This window comes from Paracoccus subflavus (assembly GCF_004310345.1).
Taxonomy (GTDB): domain Bacteria; phylum Pseudomonadota; class Alphaproteobacteria; order Rhodobacterales; family Rhodobacteraceae; genus Paracoccus; species Paracoccus subflavus.
The window spans coordinates 62,832-79,591 of record NZ_SISK01000009.1; the positions used below are offsets into that span (position 1 = coordinate 62,832).

At 64.0% G+C, this 16,760-nt stretch carries 12 protein-coding genes; 9 read left to right on the plus strand and 3 right to left on the minus strand.

Annotated features, from left to right (window positions below):
- Nucleotides 1-338: 338 nt before the first annotated feature.
- The 3 genes from EYE42_RS12185 to EYE42_RS12195 all read left to right on the plus strand — a co-directional run bounded on the left by EYE42_RS12185 (nt 339) and on the right by EYE42_RS12195 (nt 5,280).
- A complete protein-coding gene (locus EYE42_RS12185) occupies nt 339-3,422 on the plus strand; it encodes a right-handed parallel beta-helix repeat-containing protein (RefSeq protein ID WP_130991598.1) in 3,084 nt (1,027 codons plus the stop codon).
- Between the two features lie 284 nt (nt 3,423-3,706).
- Complete coding sequence (locus tag EYE42_RS12190; protein WP_130991599.1) at nt 3,707-4,306, plus strand: hypothetical protein; 600 nt, start codon at nt 3,707-3,709, stop codon at nt 4,304-4,306.
- The gene (locus EYE42_RS12195) at nt 4,303-5,280 is read left to right on the plus strand and encodes a glycosyltransferase (RefSeq protein ID WP_165455781.1); all 978 of its coding nucleotides are present in this window, start codon (nt 4,303-4,305) and stop codon (nt 5,278-5,280) included. Before EYE42_RS12190 ends, EYE42_RS12195 begins: the two co-directional genes overlap by 4 nt.
- A gap of 19 nt (nt 5,281-5,299) precedes the next feature.
- Here EYE42_RS12195 and EYE42_RS12200 read toward each other — a convergent pair whose 3' ends face one another.
- The gene (locus EYE42_RS12200; protein ID WP_165455782.1) at nt 5,300-6,370 is read right to left on the minus strand and encodes a glycosyltransferase family 2 protein; all 1,071 of its coding nucleotides are present in this window, start codon (nt 6,368-6,370) and stop codon (nt 5,300-5,302) included.
- Between the two features lie 194 nt (nt 6,371-6,564).
- On the opposite strand from EYE42_RS12200, the gene EYE42_RS12205 reads away from it, so the two are divergent.
- The 3 genes from EYE42_RS12205 to EYE42_RS12215 are packed head-to-tail and all read left to right on the plus strand — an operon-like array spanning nt 6,565 to nt 10,287.
- Entirely contained in the window at nt 6,565-7,779 is a 1,215-nt protein-coding gene (locus EYE42_RS12205; protein WP_130991602.1) for a glycosyltransferase family 4 protein, read from the plus strand.
- Nucleotides 7,776-8,954, plus strand: coding sequence for a glycosyltransferase (locus EYE42_RS12210; protein ID WP_130991603.1), 1,179 nt, complete (start codon nt 7,776-7,778; stop codon nt 8,952-8,954). Before EYE42_RS12205 ends, EYE42_RS12210 begins: the two co-directional genes overlap by 4 nt.
- Nucleotides 8,955-8,991: 37 nt before the next feature.
- The gene (locus EYE42_RS12215; RefSeq protein ID WP_130991604.1) at nt 8,992-10,287 is read left to right on the plus strand and encodes a glycosyltransferase family 4 protein; all 1,296 of its coding nucleotides are present in this window, start codon (nt 8,992-8,994) and stop codon (nt 10,285-10,287) included.
- 4 nt (nt 10,288-10,291) lie between these two features.
- Here the strand turns inward: EYE42_RS12215 and xrtD are convergent, their stop codons facing one another.
- Nucleotides 10,292-11,893: a VPLPA-CTERM-specific exosortase XrtD gene (xrtD, locus tag EYE42_RS12220; RefSeq protein ID WP_130991605.1), complete on the minus strand. Its 1,602-nt coding sequence runs from the start codon at nt 11,891-11,893 to the stop codon at nt 10,292-10,294.
- Nucleotides 11,894-12,091: 198 nt separating this feature from the next.
- A complete protein-coding gene (locus tag EYE42_RS12225; protein ID WP_246020773.1) occupies nt 12,092-12,673 on the minus strand; it encodes a VPLPA-CTERM sorting domain-containing protein in 582 nt (193 codons plus the stop codon).
- Nucleotides 12,674-12,978: 305 nt separating this feature from the next.
- On the opposite strand from EYE42_RS12225, the gene EYE42_RS12230 reads away from it, so the two are divergent.
- From EYE42_RS12230 to EYE42_RS12240, 3 genes are all read left to right on the plus strand, one after another.
- Entirely contained in the window at nt 12,979-13,902 is a 924-nt protein-coding gene (locus EYE42_RS12230) for a glycosyltransferase family 2 protein (protein ID WP_130991607.1), read from the plus strand.
- A gap of 91 nt (nt 13,903-13,993) precedes the next feature.
- Nucleotides 13,994-15,127 (plus strand): polysaccharide pyruvyl transferase family protein, encoded by a 1,134-nt coding sequence (locus tag EYE42_RS12235; RefSeq protein ID WP_130991608.1) that lies wholly within the window; start codon nt 13,994-13,996, stop codon nt 15,125-15,127.
- Entirely contained in the window at nt 15,127-16,350 is a 1,224-nt protein-coding gene (locus EYE42_RS12240) for a glycosyltransferase (RefSeq protein WP_130991609.1), read from the plus strand. The genes EYE42_RS12235 and EYE42_RS12240 overlap by 1 nt, the downstream gene beginning before the upstream one ends.
- The last annotated feature ends 410 nt before the right edge of the window (nt 16,351-16,760 follow it).

Below are 16,760 nucleotides of genomic sequence, written 5' to 3' on the forward strand. Positions count from 1 at the left end.
AGTGGACAGGGGCATCGAAATTTTGATTCCCGGATGCAATATGCGGAAAGATAATCGTTTTTCCAAACCAAAGAAACACCATGCCGATCAGGCTTTCGGGATGGTCGGATGGGCTGACTGTCAAACCGTTTCTCGTGCGTCAAGTCCCGCGAAATACTGAGGGGGTGAGATTCCCTTGGGGCAAGCTCCGAAAACCGCTCATTTTTTTGTGGCATCGGGCAGGAATTTGCCTAGCTGACACCTTTCTGCTACCTCTGCGTGGCAGTCCTTCGTAAAGACCCTGCGCAATCGCGTGCCGCATCAGACAGGCCGCGTCATAATCTTTACAGGACAGAAAAATGCTGCTTCGTGATCTTCTTGTTGCCTTGCCCGGCATCATCGCGCCCACCGCGCCGTCGTCTCGTGCCGAAGAGGTCGAGGTCCAGTCGTCCTCGTCGATCGTCAGCCCCGCTGCCACCGCGGCAATGCCAGGAACGATCTTGCCCGACACCGGCGCATCGTCGGGCTTTCTGGGAGATGCCTTCAAGGATTTCTACGGGCAGACGGGATTCCAGGTCGCGGAGCAGGTCGAGCCTGGTCCGGCTGCGCCCGCTCCGACCGAGCCCGACCCCGCCCCCCCGGCCGCGCCCGATCCCGTGGCCCCGGCCAATCCCGACCCCGTGCCCCCGGTCAAGGATATTCCGCAGGAGGAGGTGATCCGGGACGAACCCGAGGCAGGGACGGGCGGGAACACCGGGGGCGGCGTGCCCCTGCCATCGACCGTCGATGCGATGACCGCCGAGGCCGGTCGCGTCACGACGATCGATATCAGCGGCGCCGGCGACATTGCCGATATCCGCATCCTGTCGCAGACCAGCCACGGCCATGTCAGCGTCAATCCCGACAATACCCTGTCCCTGGTGCTGAGCGAGGCGCCGACGGAAAAGTCCGACACGTCCTTCCGGTATGAAATCACCTATGCGGACGGCAAGACCCAGGAAGTCGATGCCAGGGTCGACGTGACCCCTGGGGCCGAGCCGAAGGGCTGGGGGCAGGGCGATTTCTACATGCTGGAAACCGGGGCCGATGGCCGCGCCGTGGTCGAACATGGCGAAAACCACCGCAAGATCTATGTCACCGAGGGTGCCCACGGCCTGACCCGGGCCGAGATTGCCCAGGCCGAAGGCATATCCGCCAGCAAGGTCACAGCCGGGTGGCTGATGCAGAATCCCGAATACGGCGCCACCCCCGACAAGGCGCTGGCGACGGATCTGGGCATGCAACTGTGGTATGCCTCGACCGATCGCAGCCAGGCCGCGACCTCGAACTGGCTCTTGTTCGAGCGGGGCTACAGCTATGAGAATACCGGTCGTCTGATCGGCCGCGGGGCGTCGGGGGAAAGTGCGCTCAACCCCGTCTATGTGGGGGCCTATGGCGAGGGGACCGATCCGATCATCGAAAAAGGTGCCCAGATCTTCCAGAACCAGTCCAAGCATGTCGTGATCCAGGATCTCGACCTGAACGGGTTCAAGGCCCTTCTGGGCGAGAACGTTCTGCTGGACAACCTCAGCTTCACCGCCAAAGAGGTCGTTGCGCAGGGCCTGACGCGCTTTACCCTGCGCGAGAGCGACATCGTGGACGTCGCCCATCTCAAGCCGGTCAATTCGGGGGCGATCTGGGACGCCGGCGCCAACAAGATTTCCGGCACCTATATCTCGGGCGTGGACGGGGCGCTGTTCGACGGCAACCTGTTCGACCGGAACGGCTGGGCCGAAGGCTATGACAAGGCGATGTCCACCAGTAAGGCCATGCCGCCCAGCAAGTTCAACCACAACCTCTATGTCCAGAGCAACAACACCGACGTGACCCTGCGCGACAACATCTTCATGCGCGCATCCTCCTTTGGCACCCAGTTGCGGCCGGGCGGCGTGGCCGAGGACAACCTGTTCCTGGACAACAACGCGGCTCTCAATTTCTTCAAGGGCGGCAACTATACCCTTCTCCTAGGGAATGTTGTCACCTCGGCCGGTTACAAGGATCTGGCCCTCGAAAACGGCGTCGTATCCATGGGGATCGGCAATTATACCAAGCAAAGCTCGCTGATCGACAACATCATCGCCCATCTGGCCGATCCGAACAATTCCGCCGAAGAGGCCAGGAAAAAGATCGTCCACGAGCCCCTGTCCGACCTGGGGGGATATGTGAACGACACGATCATCTATAACTGGGCCAAACCCTTGCCGAAAACCGGCGCCCGTGGCCCCGATACCAATATCGACGGTCTGAACACGGCCGTTCTGGACCAGACCACCATCCAGAACTTCACTGCACAGCTTCTGGGCAGGAAGACAGCCACCATTTCGGATCTGGCAAACCATCTGCGCGCCCAGGCGGACGGCAAGCTGGACAAGACGGTCGATGCCGATCTGATCAATGCGTTCTTCCGCGAGGGCTTTGGTCTCGACACCAGCCTTCGGGCCAAGGCCGAGGTCGTGCGCTTCGTGCCCGACGACCGGGCCGAGGGGATGCGCTGGGACAACCGCCTGAACTGGTCGACCGAGGATCTGCCCGGAACGCAGGACGGCGATAGCGTCGATCTGGGCGGCAACCGGGTGCTGTTTGCCACGGAAACCGTGACGGTTGACGACTTCGTTTTCGGCGACTTCGGCCAGCTCAAGGCCACGGCGGGCAAGCTGACCATCGCAGGCGAGGTATCGGCCGCCGATACCGGAGGGCGGTTGCAGATCGACAATGCCGGACAGGTGTGGATCGACGGCTATCGCGACAGCGACACCCTGACGGTCGAGATGGCGGGGGGACGGCTTGCCAACACCGGAGCCTTTGCCGGGTCTGCCGACATCGACATGGCCGAGGACGCGCAACTGCTGCTGGCCACTGCCGGGGCACGCTTCGATCTGGCCGGCGGCAGCAGCCTGACCGTGGCCGGGACCAGGGCCAAGGTCGGCTTCGACGGCGGCGATGGCAAGGCAGCGACCATGCAGTTCCACGACAATGCGACCCTGACCTTTGCCGCCGACAAGTCGGGCCTGGGCAGGATTTCCGAATTCCATTCGGGGGCCTTCGACACCTCGGACGTCCTGTCGGGCGTTCGTCTGGACGGGGATCTGGTTGTCGACCTGTCGGCGCTTGGCGCGAAATCCGGCGGAACCTGGACGCTGATCGACGCGGACCAGATGACCGGGGCGTTCGACGACATCGCCATCACCGGCCTTGGCACCAAGCGCGACGCGCTCGTGCGCTATGACTATACCAGCGACGAGGTGATTCTGCTGGTCAGCGACGCGGGCAAGGGGACCGGCCAGATCCGCACCGCCACCTCCGGCGACGAACGGTTCGTCGATTACAGCCAGGATGCCGCGCTGAAGGCGTTGTGGACGACGCTGCAGGCATCCATGCCCGCTGTCACGGACGATCCGATCTGATCCAGGCCGACGTGCCCCCGCATCGCGGGGGCGGGCGAATGAACCGCACCCAGGGGCCGCATGATCCGCACCGGATATGCGGCCTTTGACATTTTTTGGCGGCGACCGGCGCGGGGGGCTGCTGGATCTCTGGCGTCCGGTTGGCTAGGTTGCGCCGGAATGCCGGACCGGACGCCGTTGCAGGGTCCGGGGGCAAGGCGGAAAGGATCGGGGATGGCGCACGCGCAATTTGCGGCGGAGACCGGTGAACGGGGCCGCGGCAGGGTCCGAATGGATCGGCCCTGATGATGGTATGCATTCTGGCGCGCTGGCAGCCCGGGATCGGCGATCCCGGCTGGCGGGGCTGGGCAACGGTTCTGCTGTATCTGGCAGCCATGGTGATTGCCTGGCGCGCCAGCCGCGCGACGTTTCCCCCGGCGACCCGGCTGCGGGAACGCAGCTTCTGGATGCTGACCGCGCTGATCCTGGGATTTCTGGCCGTCAACAAGCAGCTTGACCTGCAATCGGCGCTGACCGCCCTTGGGCGCTGCATGGCCCATGCCCAGGGCTGGTACGGTCAGCGGCGTCTGGTGCAGGTGGCCTTTCTGGCAGGGCTGGCGATTGCGGGGGTCGTCTTTGTGGCGGCGCTGCTGCACCTGCTGCGGGGCAGTTGGCCGCGCAGCGCCCTGCCGGTCATCGGGCTGGTCTTTGTCTGCACTTTCGTGCTGATGCGGGCGGCGGGCTTTCACCACATGGACCGCATCCTGGGCGTGCCGCTGCTGAGGCTGCGGGCCAACAACGTCCTGGAATGGACCGGCCCCATCCTGATCATGCTGGGCGCCCTTCGGGTTTCGTACCAGAGGGGCAGGCCTGTCCACCATCACACCGATCGAGTGCTGCCATGACTTCCCCTGTCGCCGTCATCATCGTCAATTACGGAACCGCCGATCTGGCCATCGCCGGGGTCGAAAGCGTTCTGGCACGCCATCATGGCGGCCATCCGGTCAAGGTTCATCTGCTGGACAATGCCTCGCCCGGCGGCGACGCGGCGGCCTTTGCCCAGGCCCATGCCGCGCGCGGCTGGGGAGATCGGGTCCGGCTGTGGCCGCAGACGGAAAACCACGGCTTTGGCCGGGGCAACAACGTCGTCATCCATGCCCTGCTGGACAGCCCGTCCCCGCCGGATTACGTGTTCCTGCTGAATCCCGATGCCCAGCTTGAAAACGAGGCGATCGCCATCCTGGCCGACCGTCTGGACGCCGATCCCCAGGCCGCCGCGGCCGGGGCGGGCATCGCGCAGCCCGATGGTGCCCGGGTGGCGGCCGCCTTTCGCTTTCCCTCGGCGCGCGGCGAATTCGCCCGTGCCCTGAACTTCGGTCCGGTCAGCCGGCTGTTTGGGCATCATGTGATCTCTCTGCCGGTCGATCAGCCCGACGGGCCGGTTGACTGGGTCTCCGGGGCGGCGGTGATGATGCGCCTGTCCGTGCTGCGCGATCTGGGCGCCTTCGATCCCGACTTCTTTCTGTATCACGAGGAGGTCGAATTGATGTTCCGCATGACAAAGGCGGGCCACCGCATCCTTTATGTGCCCGCCGCCCGCGTCCAGCATGTCGAGGGCGCCGCCACCGACGTCAGAAGCGGCGCGCCCGAGCGCAGCCGCAGGCCGGAATACTGGTATGAATCCTGGCGCCATTACCATACCAAGACGCGCGGTCGCTGGGGTGCCGCGGCGACGGGCCTGGCCTGGATGGCCGGCGCCGCCCTGAACGCCCCGCTGGCCCGCGCCAGGGGGCAGGAACTGAGGGCACCCAAGGCCTTTTTCGGCGATTTCACGCGGCTGGTCCTGCGTCCCCTGCTGCGCGGCGGGCCAAGGAACTAGCGGTGTCGCTGCCCGCCTGTCATCCCTTGTCGCGGATGTCGCGCTGATAATCGGGATACCAGCGGTCCAAGTCGGCCACGGGCGTGTTCCAGACCTTGCGCCAGCGGCGCATGGCCGTCAGCACGCCGCGGGCCTGCGGCAGATCCCAGCGGCGCGACAGCGTGTCCTTGATGGTTTCGCCCAAGAGCCGCCGCCACAGCATCGCCCGATACGAGGGCAGCCACCGGGCGGGGTCGTCGGCATTGCGCTTGATGAAGACCAGCATGTTAAGCATTTGAAAGGTCGTGGTCGTCCGCCGCTTGATCCGCCCGCCCGCTGCCTCGTGATGGTGCAGCCGCGCTTCGTTCGAACCCAGGAGGATGCCGTGCCGGCCATAACGGTAAGTAGCGTCCAGATCTTCGAGCGCGGCGTAAAATCGCAAAGCGCGATCAAAGGGTTCCGACAGGGCGATGGACCTGCGCACACTTAGCGCATGGCCAGCTATGAATGCGGTGGGGATCACGTCCAGATGCGCGAATTCCATAGGAACCGCATTGGGACGCTCACCTTCGTATTTCAGGAACAGCGTATGCAGGCTTTGAAACAAAATATGCCGGTTGACCCAGCGGCCAAAGCGATACTGCATGACCCGGTCGCGCAGGCCCGACACGGCAGTTCCTGCGCCGTTTTCCTTGCGCGCCAGTCCTGAAACAGCTTGCGCATCGGGCGGCACGGGCAGATTCCTGCCGCCGACCGCCGCCACCACGCCACGCCGGTCGGCGGCATAGACCGCCAGAACCCGTTCGGCGAAATCGGGATACAGGAACGTGTCGTCGTCGATCATCACCACGATGTCGCCCCTGGCCTGTTCGACCCCCTGGTTGCGCTGCGTGGCCGACGACGCCGTGTCGGCCTGAAGATAATCCAGCCGGATGCCGGGACGATCCGCCATCAGCGCCTGAACGGCACCGCGCGTCACCGTCCAGTCGTCCGAGGAATCGACCACCACCACCTGCATGGGCGGAACCGTCTGGTCCAGCGCCAGCGGCAGGGCGCGCAGCAGCACGTCGCGGCGGTTGTAGGTCGGGATGACAAGCGACCAGGTCAGCATGGAACAGGCACCCCCTTCTCCGTTTCGCAAGCCATAGGACAAACGCGGGGGGATGACAAACCGGGGTTTTCCGCAGGCCATGGCCGTCGCCGGGGAAGCAACCAAAGACATGGGGGAACGCTCAGGGCTATGGCCTTGGGCGGCGTTTTTGCCTTAGATGCTGGCGAACCTGCCACGAAAGCCCCGTTCGTCCCATGCCAGCCCCCCGTGTCGCCTATCTGGTCGGCGAATATCCTGCCGTGTCCCACACCTTTGTCCTGCGCGAGGTCGCGGCCTTGCGGGCCGAGGGTCTGGAGATCCTGACCTGCTCGATCCGCCGGACAGGGCCCGAGCATCATCGCGGCCCGGCCGAGCGGGCCGAGGCCGAGGCCACCTTCAACGTGCTGGACGCCGCACGGTCCCCCCGCCGCCTGATCGGCGCACAGATCGCCGCCCTGCGCCGACCGGGCCTCTATCTGCGCACGCTGGGCAGGGCCTGGGCGATGCGTGGTCCCGGCCTGCGGGCGGCGCTGTATCAGTTGATCTACTTTGTCGAGGCGACGGTTCTGGCGCAGCACCTGCAACGGCGGGGCGTGGCGCATCTGCACAACCATTTCGCCCAGGCCAGTTGCACGGTGGCGCTGCTGGCGGCGCGCCTGGCGGGCATTCCCTTCAGCTTCACACTGCACGGCCCCGCCGACTTTACCGATCCCCGGCTGTGGCGGCTGGACGCCAAGATCGCGGACGCGGCATTCGTGTCCTGCATCTCGCATTTCTGCCGGTCGCAGGCGATGCTGGCCAGCCCCCCGGACCACTGGTCCCGGCTGCACATCGTCCATTGCGGGGTCGAGCCTGCCCGCTATGATGCCCCCCCGGCCACCGGAAAGAACCTTCTGTTCGTGGGCCGACTGACCGCCGCCAAGGGCGTGCCCGTCCTGATCGAGGCGATGCCCCGCATCCGGTCGGCCCATCCCGACGCGCATCTGACCCTGATCGGCGACGGGCCCGACCGCGCCCTTCTGGAAAGGCTCGTGCGCCGCCTGGATTTGTCAAAGGCCGTGACCTTTGCCGGATACCAGAGCCAGGACGAGGTGGCGCGGACCCTGGCCCGGACGGCGGTCTTCGTGCTCCCCTCGTTCGCCGAAGGCGTGCCCGTCGTGCTGATGGAGGCGATGGCCGCGCGCCGCCCCGTGGTCGCCACCCGCATTGCGGGCATTCCCGAACTGGTCGAGGATGGTGTTTCGGGCAGGGTGGTGGTCCCCGGCGACGGGGCGGCGCTGGCCGATGCGGTCTGCGACATTCTGGCCGAACCTGCCCGCGCCGCCACGATGGGCGCCGCCGGGCGGCACAAGGTCGAGGCCGAATTCGATATTGCGCAGCAGGCCGTCAAGCTGGCCGTGCTGTTTCGTCAAGAAGGAAAAATGGCATGACCTTAGGCTATCTCGTTCCCGAATTTCCTGGGCAGACCCATGCTTTCTTCTGGCGGGAAATCAGGGCTATCGAAGAAGCGGGGACGCCAGTCAGGCTTTACTCGACCCGTCGTCCGCCGGTTGGATCCTGTCCGCATGACTTCGCGGTCGAGGCTGTCCGGAGAACGACCTATCTTTTTCCGCCGCGCGTTGGGCCGGCCACAAACCATATCCTGCGCCACCCACTGCGGGCGGCCAAAGCCGTGGCCTATATTGCAGGCTTGAAGCAAACCTCGGCAAAGGGAAAGTCAAGGCTTCTCGCGCTTTTGCCCTCGGCCGCGATGCTAGTAGCCGACGCGCACAAATATGGCGTGACCCATCTGCATATCCATTCTTGTGCGGACGCTGCCCATTTGGGGGCGTTAGCACATATCTTGGGCAATTTGCCTTACAGCCTGACGCTGCATGGCGACCTACCCGTCTATGGCACAGATCACGCCGCTAAGATGAAGCACACTCGCTTTGTCGCCGCTGTTACCCGGTCTTTGGCCCAGCAGATTTCCCAGATCAGCCCTCAAACCAAAGCGCCGGTAATTTGGATGGGCGTGGATTGTGACCTCTTTGTTCCAGGCTTACAGAAAGTCAATCCTGTCTTTACGGTGGCCACAGTGGCACGGCTCAATCATGCAAAGGGACATCGCTTCTTTTTGCGCGCCTTGGCGCGGCTGCGCGATGACGGAACGGTTGTTCACTACAAGATCGCGGGTGACGGACCGGAGCAGAACAGGATCACAGCGGAAATTCGTGAACTTGGATTGCAAGATCAGGTCGAAATGTTAGGTCCACTGGACGAAACCGCAATCCTGGGCCTGCTTCAAGGGGTTGATGCACTTGCCCTGACGTCCATCGGAAAGGGAGAAGCGGCGCCAGTCACGGTAATGGAGGCGATGTCTTGCGGTCTGCCGGTGATCTGTTCCCGGATCGGCGGCACACCTGATATGATCCAACATAACGTGGACGGCTTACTGGTAGAACAGGAAGACGTGAGTGCAATTGCCGGGATGACGGCACGGCTGGCACGAGATCCGGACCTGTGCCGCCGCATTGGGGAGGCCGCGCGCATTACCGCATTATCCCAGTTCGATCATCGCCTGAATGCCCGAAAACTGCTGAACCAAATCGCCGGTACGAACTGAGCCTTACAGTCTTTCCTGAAGTGGAAATGTTCCCATGATGCCAAGCTACCCCCGCGTCCTGGTCATCGCCGAGGCAGCCAATCCCGAATGGGTCTCGGTCCCGCTGGTCGGCTGGTCGCTGGCATCGGCGCTGCGGCAGGTGGCCGATGTCCACATCGCAACCCAGAGCCGCAACCGCGAGGCCATCCTGCGCGCGGGCCTTGTCGAAGGGCGCGATTTCACCGCCATCGACAGCGAGGCCATCGCCCGCCCCATGCACCGGCTGGCCCAGATCCTGCGAATGGGCAAGGGCAAGGGCTGGACCATGACCACGGCCATCAATGCCCTGTCCTATCCCTATTTCGAACGGCTGGTCTGGCAGCGGTTCGGGGACCGCATCCGGGCAGGGGAATACGATCTTGTCCACCGGATCACGCCTCTGTCGCCCACCGTGGCCTCGCCCATCGCGGCCAGGGTGGCGGCGGCGGGCGTGCCGTTTGTCCTGGGGCCGCTGAACGGTGGCGTGCCATGGCCCCGGGGATTTGACGCGGAACGGCGGCGCGAACGCGAATGGCTGTCCTATGTGCGCGGCGCCTACAAGCTGAACCCACTGCGCAACCGCAGCCTGGCCGCCGCCTCGGTGATTCTGGCCGGATCGCGCCACACCCAAAGCGAGATTCCCCGGCGCTATCGTCAAAAGACGCTGTGGCTGCCTGAAAACGCCATCGATCCGGCCCGCTTCAATCTGGTCGCCCCGCAGGATCTGGCACAGCCGCTGAGGGCCTGTTTCGTGGGGCGGCTGGTGCCCTACAAGGGGCCGGACATGCTGCTGGAGGCGGTGGCGCCACTGGCCCGCGACGGACGGCTGGTTCTGGACATGATCGGGGACGGCCCGATGATGGGCGACCTGCGCGCGCAGGCGCAGCGGCTGGGCATCGGCGAGGCCGTGACCTTTCACGGCAATCTGGCGCACGAGGCCGTGCAGGCCGTGATGGTCCGCGCCAATCTGCTGACCTTTCCGTCGATTCGCGAATTCGGCGGGGGCGTTGTTCTAGAGGCGATGGCGCTGGGCGTCGTGCCGATGGTGGTCGATTACGCGGGGCCGGGCGAACTGGTCAGCGCCGAAACCGGGTTTGCGATTCCCATCGGACCGCGCGACCGGATCGTGGCCGGATTTCGCGCCGCGCTGGAGGGCGTTCTGGCCGATCCCTCGGTCTTGCCGGGGCTGGCGCAGGCCGCGCGGGACCGGGTTGCGCGGGATTTCACCTGGGACGCCAAGGCCCGCCAGATCGCCGGGGTCTATGACTGGGTCTTGTCCGGCAAGACCGGGCCGCTGCCGGCCTTGCCGGACTGAGGGGTCATTCCACCGGCATGAAGCGCGGCAGGGGTGCGATCACTTCGCGGGTCATGTCCAGAAGCCGCGCTTCGGCCGATTCCTCGGACTCATCGGCCCCCATGGGGGTGGTCAGCCGCACGATGCCGCCATCGGTCTGGCCCGAGCGGATGCCGTCGGCCAGCAGGAAGAACTTGGCCGCGACGTCCCAGGCCACCCGGCGTTCGCCCTGCTGGAACCAGTAATAGACCATCATCCGCGATTCGCCCTTCTGGATGATGGCGCGGTTCAGCATGAACTTGCTGTCCAGCCCCAGACGCGGCGCGATGTCCACACGCTCCAGCTTGGCGATTTCCCAGCCCGAGGACGGCAGGCAGATTTCCGGCGAATGCACGCCGCCCTTGGACTGGTCGTTATAGAAGGCCATGAACAGCCCGACCGGCGGCGTGCCCGCATCGCGGAGCATGGTCGCCTGCCGATAGTCGTCCGCCGCAAGTGCCTTGGCGATTTCGGGGGTCAGCCGCTCCTCGGGGCCGCGCTGCTGCCAGTCGCCCAGTTGCGTCGGGAACAGGCCGAAGGAACTGCGGGCAACGATCTGGCCACGGTCCTGCGGCGCCATCTGCCAGAGGCCAAGCGCAGCCAGTCCCAGGATAGCGGCCATGGCCAGCGCGGCCGATGGCCGGATCAGGCGGATGCGTCCGGCCTGTGCTGCCAGGCCCGAGGTATCGAGATCCAGCGCATCGGCCAGCGACGGGTTGCCGGGGTGGAACATCAGCATCAGCCGCGCCAGTCCGAACAGCAGCACGATGCAGATGATGAAGATCACCCAGCCTTCAAAGAAATGGGTGAACCCCTCCAGCCACTCGATTCCATAATAATTGGCGATGATTCCCGCCACTGCGATCCTGACCGAATTCATGAACACCGTGATCGGCACCGCGGCCAGCAGCAGCACCGCCTTGTGCCAGCGCGGACCCTGATACAGCACGGCGAAGATGTAGGAAAACGACATGATCGGGAACAGGTAGCGCAGGCCCGAACAAGCCTCGGCCACGTGCAGGCGCATCACGCCCAGGTCGATGATGTTGCCTTCCAGGAATACCGGCACCGAAACCAGCTTGAGAAGGCTGACCCCGATTTCCGAGGACACCATCTGCAAAAAGATCGAGATCTTGTAATACAGCGTCGCAGGCAGCGGCAGCATATAGACCAGATGCAGGACCGACGGCCAGAACAGCCAGCCGCGCGACCATCCCATCGTGACCAGGACGATGCCGGCCACCCAGATGATCGTGGCATAGGCCACGATGTCGTCGACCTGAGCGAGTTTGCCCAGTGCGCCGAAGACAAAGGCCAGAACGATCACCGCAACGCCGGGCCAGCGGTTCGGAACCTCGCCAGGGCGGGGGGGATGCTGTTTCAGTTCCCGCAGGAACATCAGGGCCGACAGCACCGGGATCAAAGGGCCATGGCTGTATTCCGGGGTCTGCCAGGCCAGCAGAAGCGCGTCGAGCCCGTCGATGAAGAACCAGCCCGCGGCCACCGTTGCAAGGGCAAGCAGAAGCAGGCCCCCCGCATTGAACGATTCCCGATCCCTGACCGAGAGGATGTTTGCGCTGGACGCCATGACCCGAATACCTTTTCCACACACCGACAAAACCGACTGTATCCCTATAGCGCGAATCGCGCCTGACCGGATAGCGAATTCACCCTGTCCTTGCAGCCAAGTCGTTCAAATCCCTGTTGTTGCTTCACGCGCGTTTTGCCCAGAAACAGCAAAGGGCCCGCCGATGACGGCGGGCCCAGGAAATCGTCTCAAGCCGGATCAGGCGGCAGTCTTGCGACGGCGCACCATGGCAAGGCCACCCAGACCCGCCAGCAGCATGACGCCGGCTGCCGGCAGCGGCACCGGGGCAACGGCAACGCTGTCAACATCATAGCCGTCGAAGCTGGTGGTGTTCGGGAACACCGACTTGCTCACGTCAACAAGACGGATATACGAGAAAGGCGCGTTTGCGCGCTGGCGGGTGCTGCCATCCGGATTGTTCACGGCAACGCCCAGATCCTCGACGACGTTCTGCATGTCGTCCAGGGTAAAGATTTGCACCGCTTCGTCGTGGCCGATCATGCGGTTGAAGGTGATTTCCATGGTCGACACGGTACCGGCCGGGAACATGCTCTGGGCAAAGCCCAAAACGATCGAACCGCCGAAGCCCAGAGCATAGAACGCGCCATCCGTCGCGCCCAGGGCGTTGTCCTGGTTCAGACGGTCGTTCGAGGTGCATTGCGAGGCCGAGCCCGTGCAGGTGCCATAGTCTGCCGAAATCACTTGGTCGGCATACATGACCGCCGCATTGCCGGCAGAAGCGGTCATTGCCAGAACTGCACCAGCGAGAATAGTCTTCATTCCGTTCATCATTCACCTATCTACTAGTTAACGGCTAGGCCGCGTGGGTATCGATAAATTTTTAACACTTTTGTTCTATGTCCCACAAGCCGATTTGCAGGGGGTTTCGGCTAAATATTTCGCAACTTTAGACGAATTTCAGACAAATTCATGACGGTCTTGAAACCACCGGAAGATAATATCTTTTTTCCTGCAACCTTAGCGATAGTATTGTCCGTGCCTTGATTCGGTCTGCGAAGCGTTCGCCCTTGCCAAGCGGTCCCCTTGCTGTCCAGAAGGGCGGGAAACCATTCAGACAGACAGCCATGATCCCTGCCAGCCCTTCCCGAGACTATCTTCTGGTGTCGCCGTGCCGGAACGAAGCCGACTACATGCGCCGAACCCTGGACAGCGTCGTGGCCCAGAGCGTTCCGCCAGCGAAATGGATCATCGTAGACGACGGGTCGACGGACGACACCCCCGCGATCCTGGCCGAATATGCGGCGCGCCATCCCTTCATCCAGGTCGTGACCAAGCCGGACCGGGGCCACCGGGCGGTCGGCCCCGGCGTGATCGAGGCCTTTTATTTCGGCCTGGGTCAGGTGGACGCCGATGCCTATCCCTATCTGTGCAAGCTGGATCTGGATCTGGATCTGCCGCCCCGGTACTTTGAAATCCTGATCGGGCGGATGGAGGAAAATCCCCGCATCGGCACCTGTTCCGGCAAGCCCTGGTTCCGCACTGCCGCAGGTCGATGGATCTCGGAAAAATGCGGCGACGAGATGTCGGTCGGCATGACCAAGTTCTATCGCCGCGACTGCTTCAAGGCGATCGGCGGATTCGTGCGCGAGGTCATGTGGGACGCCATCGACTGTCACAAGGCCCGGCAACTGGGCTGGATCGCGGTCAGTTGGAACGACGAGGATCTGCGCTTTGAACATCTGCGGCCGATGGGATCGTCGCAGAAAAGCGTCTTTACCGGACGCCGGCGGCACGGATTCGGCCAATACTACATGGGATCCGACCCCCTGTTCTTCATTGCCACGGGGCTGTATCGCATGGCCCATCCCCCCTATGTGCTGGGCGGGCTTGCCACCATTCAGGGCTATCTTGCCGCCTGGCTGCGCGGCGAACGCCAGCACGAGGATGCCGAACTGCGCGCCTTCATCCGGGCCTATCAGCGCCGCGCCCTGAAAGTGGGCAAGGCCCAGGCCGTCGCCGAGATCGAGGCACGGCAGGCACGGACGTGATCTGGGTCCGGACAAGGGATCTGCCGTCTCTCAAGGAGGTCTCTTGCTAAGCCATACCGGAAACATCGCCCCACCCTCGGATGAGACAGGCGTGCAGGGCAGTCGCGGGAACGCGTCCACCTGGACGGTGGGCCTTCTGCCGCCGACCGCGTCGGGAAGCCTGGGGGATCAGGCCATGGTCGAGGCCGCCACCGAGGTGCTGGCGGCCAGGGGTCGGCGGGTGGTGATCGGGCTGAACAACTTTCAAACCCGTTCTGCGGTGTCGGGCCCGCCGGGATCCCATAAGCTGCAGGTACTGGCCGGCTTGGCGGGAATGGCCGGGCGAGCGCGCCATGCCGGCTTGATCGGCGCCGACATCCTAGACGGGGTTTACAACACCTCGATCATCTTCAAGCGGTTCAGGATCCTGCGGATGCTACATCGCTGCGGCGTTCAGACGCGGGTCTTTGGCAGCAGTTGGTCCGAAACCCCGTCCGAGCGGGTCATTGCCTTTCTGCGTGCGGCGCACTGGCTGCACCTGCACGCACGCGACGCGATCTCGCAGTCCCGGATGGAGGCGGTCCTGGAACGCCCGGTCCGCCTTGTCGCCGATCTGGCATTCCTGCTGCGTCCCGAGATTTGCGCGCCCGAGGCACAGGCGGCAAGTCGCTGGATCGCAGCGCGGCGGGCCGAGGGGGCGACCCTTCTGGGGCTGAATCTGGCTGGACTCGCCCTGTGCAATGCCACCGACGATGGCATCCGCGCCTTTGCCACTGTGGTCGGAGACTGGCTGGACGCCGATCCCCGGCGTGCGGTCGTGGTTATGCCTCATGACGCCCGCCCTGGCATGGTGGGGGACATGCTGGTTCTGGAGCGGTTGCACTACGCCCTGCAAGGGCGTTTCGCGCAGCGGATGTACAGGGTGCCTGCTACGCTGGATGCTTGGGAGATGAAGGCGCTTGCGGGCATGGTGGACCTGGTCGTAACGGGACGGATGCATCTGGCCATCGCGGCCATGGGAATGGGAACGCCGGCCCTATGCATGGTCTATCAAGGCAAGTTCGAGGGATTGATGGATCATTTCGGGATCACGGGCCTGACCATGACGCTTGAGGACGTCTTGACGGGGAAAGCCGGCCCGCAACTAGACAACGTCACTAGGCGCACGACGGAACTGGCAGCCCGTCTGAAAGCACGCCTGCCGGTTGTTTTGGACCTGAGCCGAAAGAATTTCGAGGGAATGTGATGGACGATGCCGCCGAAACGCCAACGTTTGTTTTGGTCATTCCCGACTTTCCGACAGCCGACACTGGTGGCGGACAACGCAGTCTGCTGTTTCTGGATGCGGCTGCGGCGCTTGGCCCAGTGCATGTGGTGATCCTGTCCGACGATATGCCGGACAATGCGTCCCGATGCCTGCCACAGGCGGCGTCGATTGCGGGCTGGGGTACCTGGGACAAGGGGAACGCCAATCCGACCGGCATCAGACGGTTCGTTCCCCGTGGCGTTCTGCGTCTGATTGCCCCTGCCCAGTTCGCGCAACCCGATCCAGAATTTCGTGCCCGGCTGGACGATCTCGTCACGCGCACAGGGGCGAAGGCGGTGCTGTTTCGGTATTTCAACGCCCTGACGGTTACGGGGTTTTCCAAACGCGACGGCGTGGCGGCTATGGTGGATATCGACGACCGAGACGACCAGAAATACGCGGCCCGTCTCGTCCGCCTGTTCGGCAAACGCTTGGCTGCGTCGGGACTGCCGAGGATGTCCGTGCGCCGGCTGACCCGCATGATGCAGGAACGGCTTTCAGCAGCATCCCTGGTCTGGTTCGCCGCGCCGGAGGACGTCTGGCCCCTGCCGGGCGTCCGCACGGTCGTTCTGCCTAACGTAGCGTCGATCATGCCCGACAAGGGGGCTTTGCCGCCGCCGTCGCAGGGCGATTCGATCCTGTTTGTCGGAATCTATAACCATGTCCCTAACCGGGACGGCATCCGCTGGTTCCTGGACCACTGCTGGGCCGATCTGGCTCGCCGCTGTCCCGATGTCCGGCTGCGCATCGTCGGGCGCGGCACGCTCTGGCCCCAGATGGCGGCGCGGTATTCCCATCTGGAACGGGTCGATTTCGTGGGCCCGGTGGATGATCTGGCGGCCGAATACGGTCGGGCGAGGCTGTGCATCTGCCCGGTCCGCGAAGGGGGCGGATCAAAGATCAAGGTGATCGAGGCCGCGGCCATGGGCCGACCCATCGTCGGCGTCAGCCATGCCTTTCGCGGCTTTGACCAGGGCATCCTGGACCATGCTGTCGAGGCCGCGACGCCGCAGGATTTCGTGGCCGCCTGCGCGGATATCCTGACGGATGGGGCCAGGGCCGACCGGGCCGGAGCGGCGTTGGCGGAATGGCAGAGGCAGCATTATTCCCGGAACGCGATCCTGACGCGCATCCGGTCGGACATCATCTCTGTCCGGGAATGACCGCGGTGGATTGCCGATCTTGGACTTTGCCTGAAACCCCGGCCCCACCCCCATAACCGGGGCCTTCCTGGAGTGGCAGCAGCTCAATAGACGATTGCGGGCGGAATGGCCCCTCGATCTCTGTGGTCCGGGCCTGTTCTGCCGGAAGGATGCCGGGCGAACCGATCCCCCCCGATTCCCGAGACGGCATTTCCATCAATCATGGCCCATGGGGCCAAGGCTATGATGCAAGACCCTCGGGCAGGGGCGCGCGAAACCGTGTCAAGGGTTTTCGATCGGGCCAGCCGGTCAGGCATGGCGTTGCCGCGGTTGTTCCCAGCCCAGTGTTCTAAGTTATTGGTAATCAAACCGCCGTATTCCGGTTCTGCGGCCCCGGTGCAAGAAACGTTGCCTGGCAGCGTGTTGCGGCG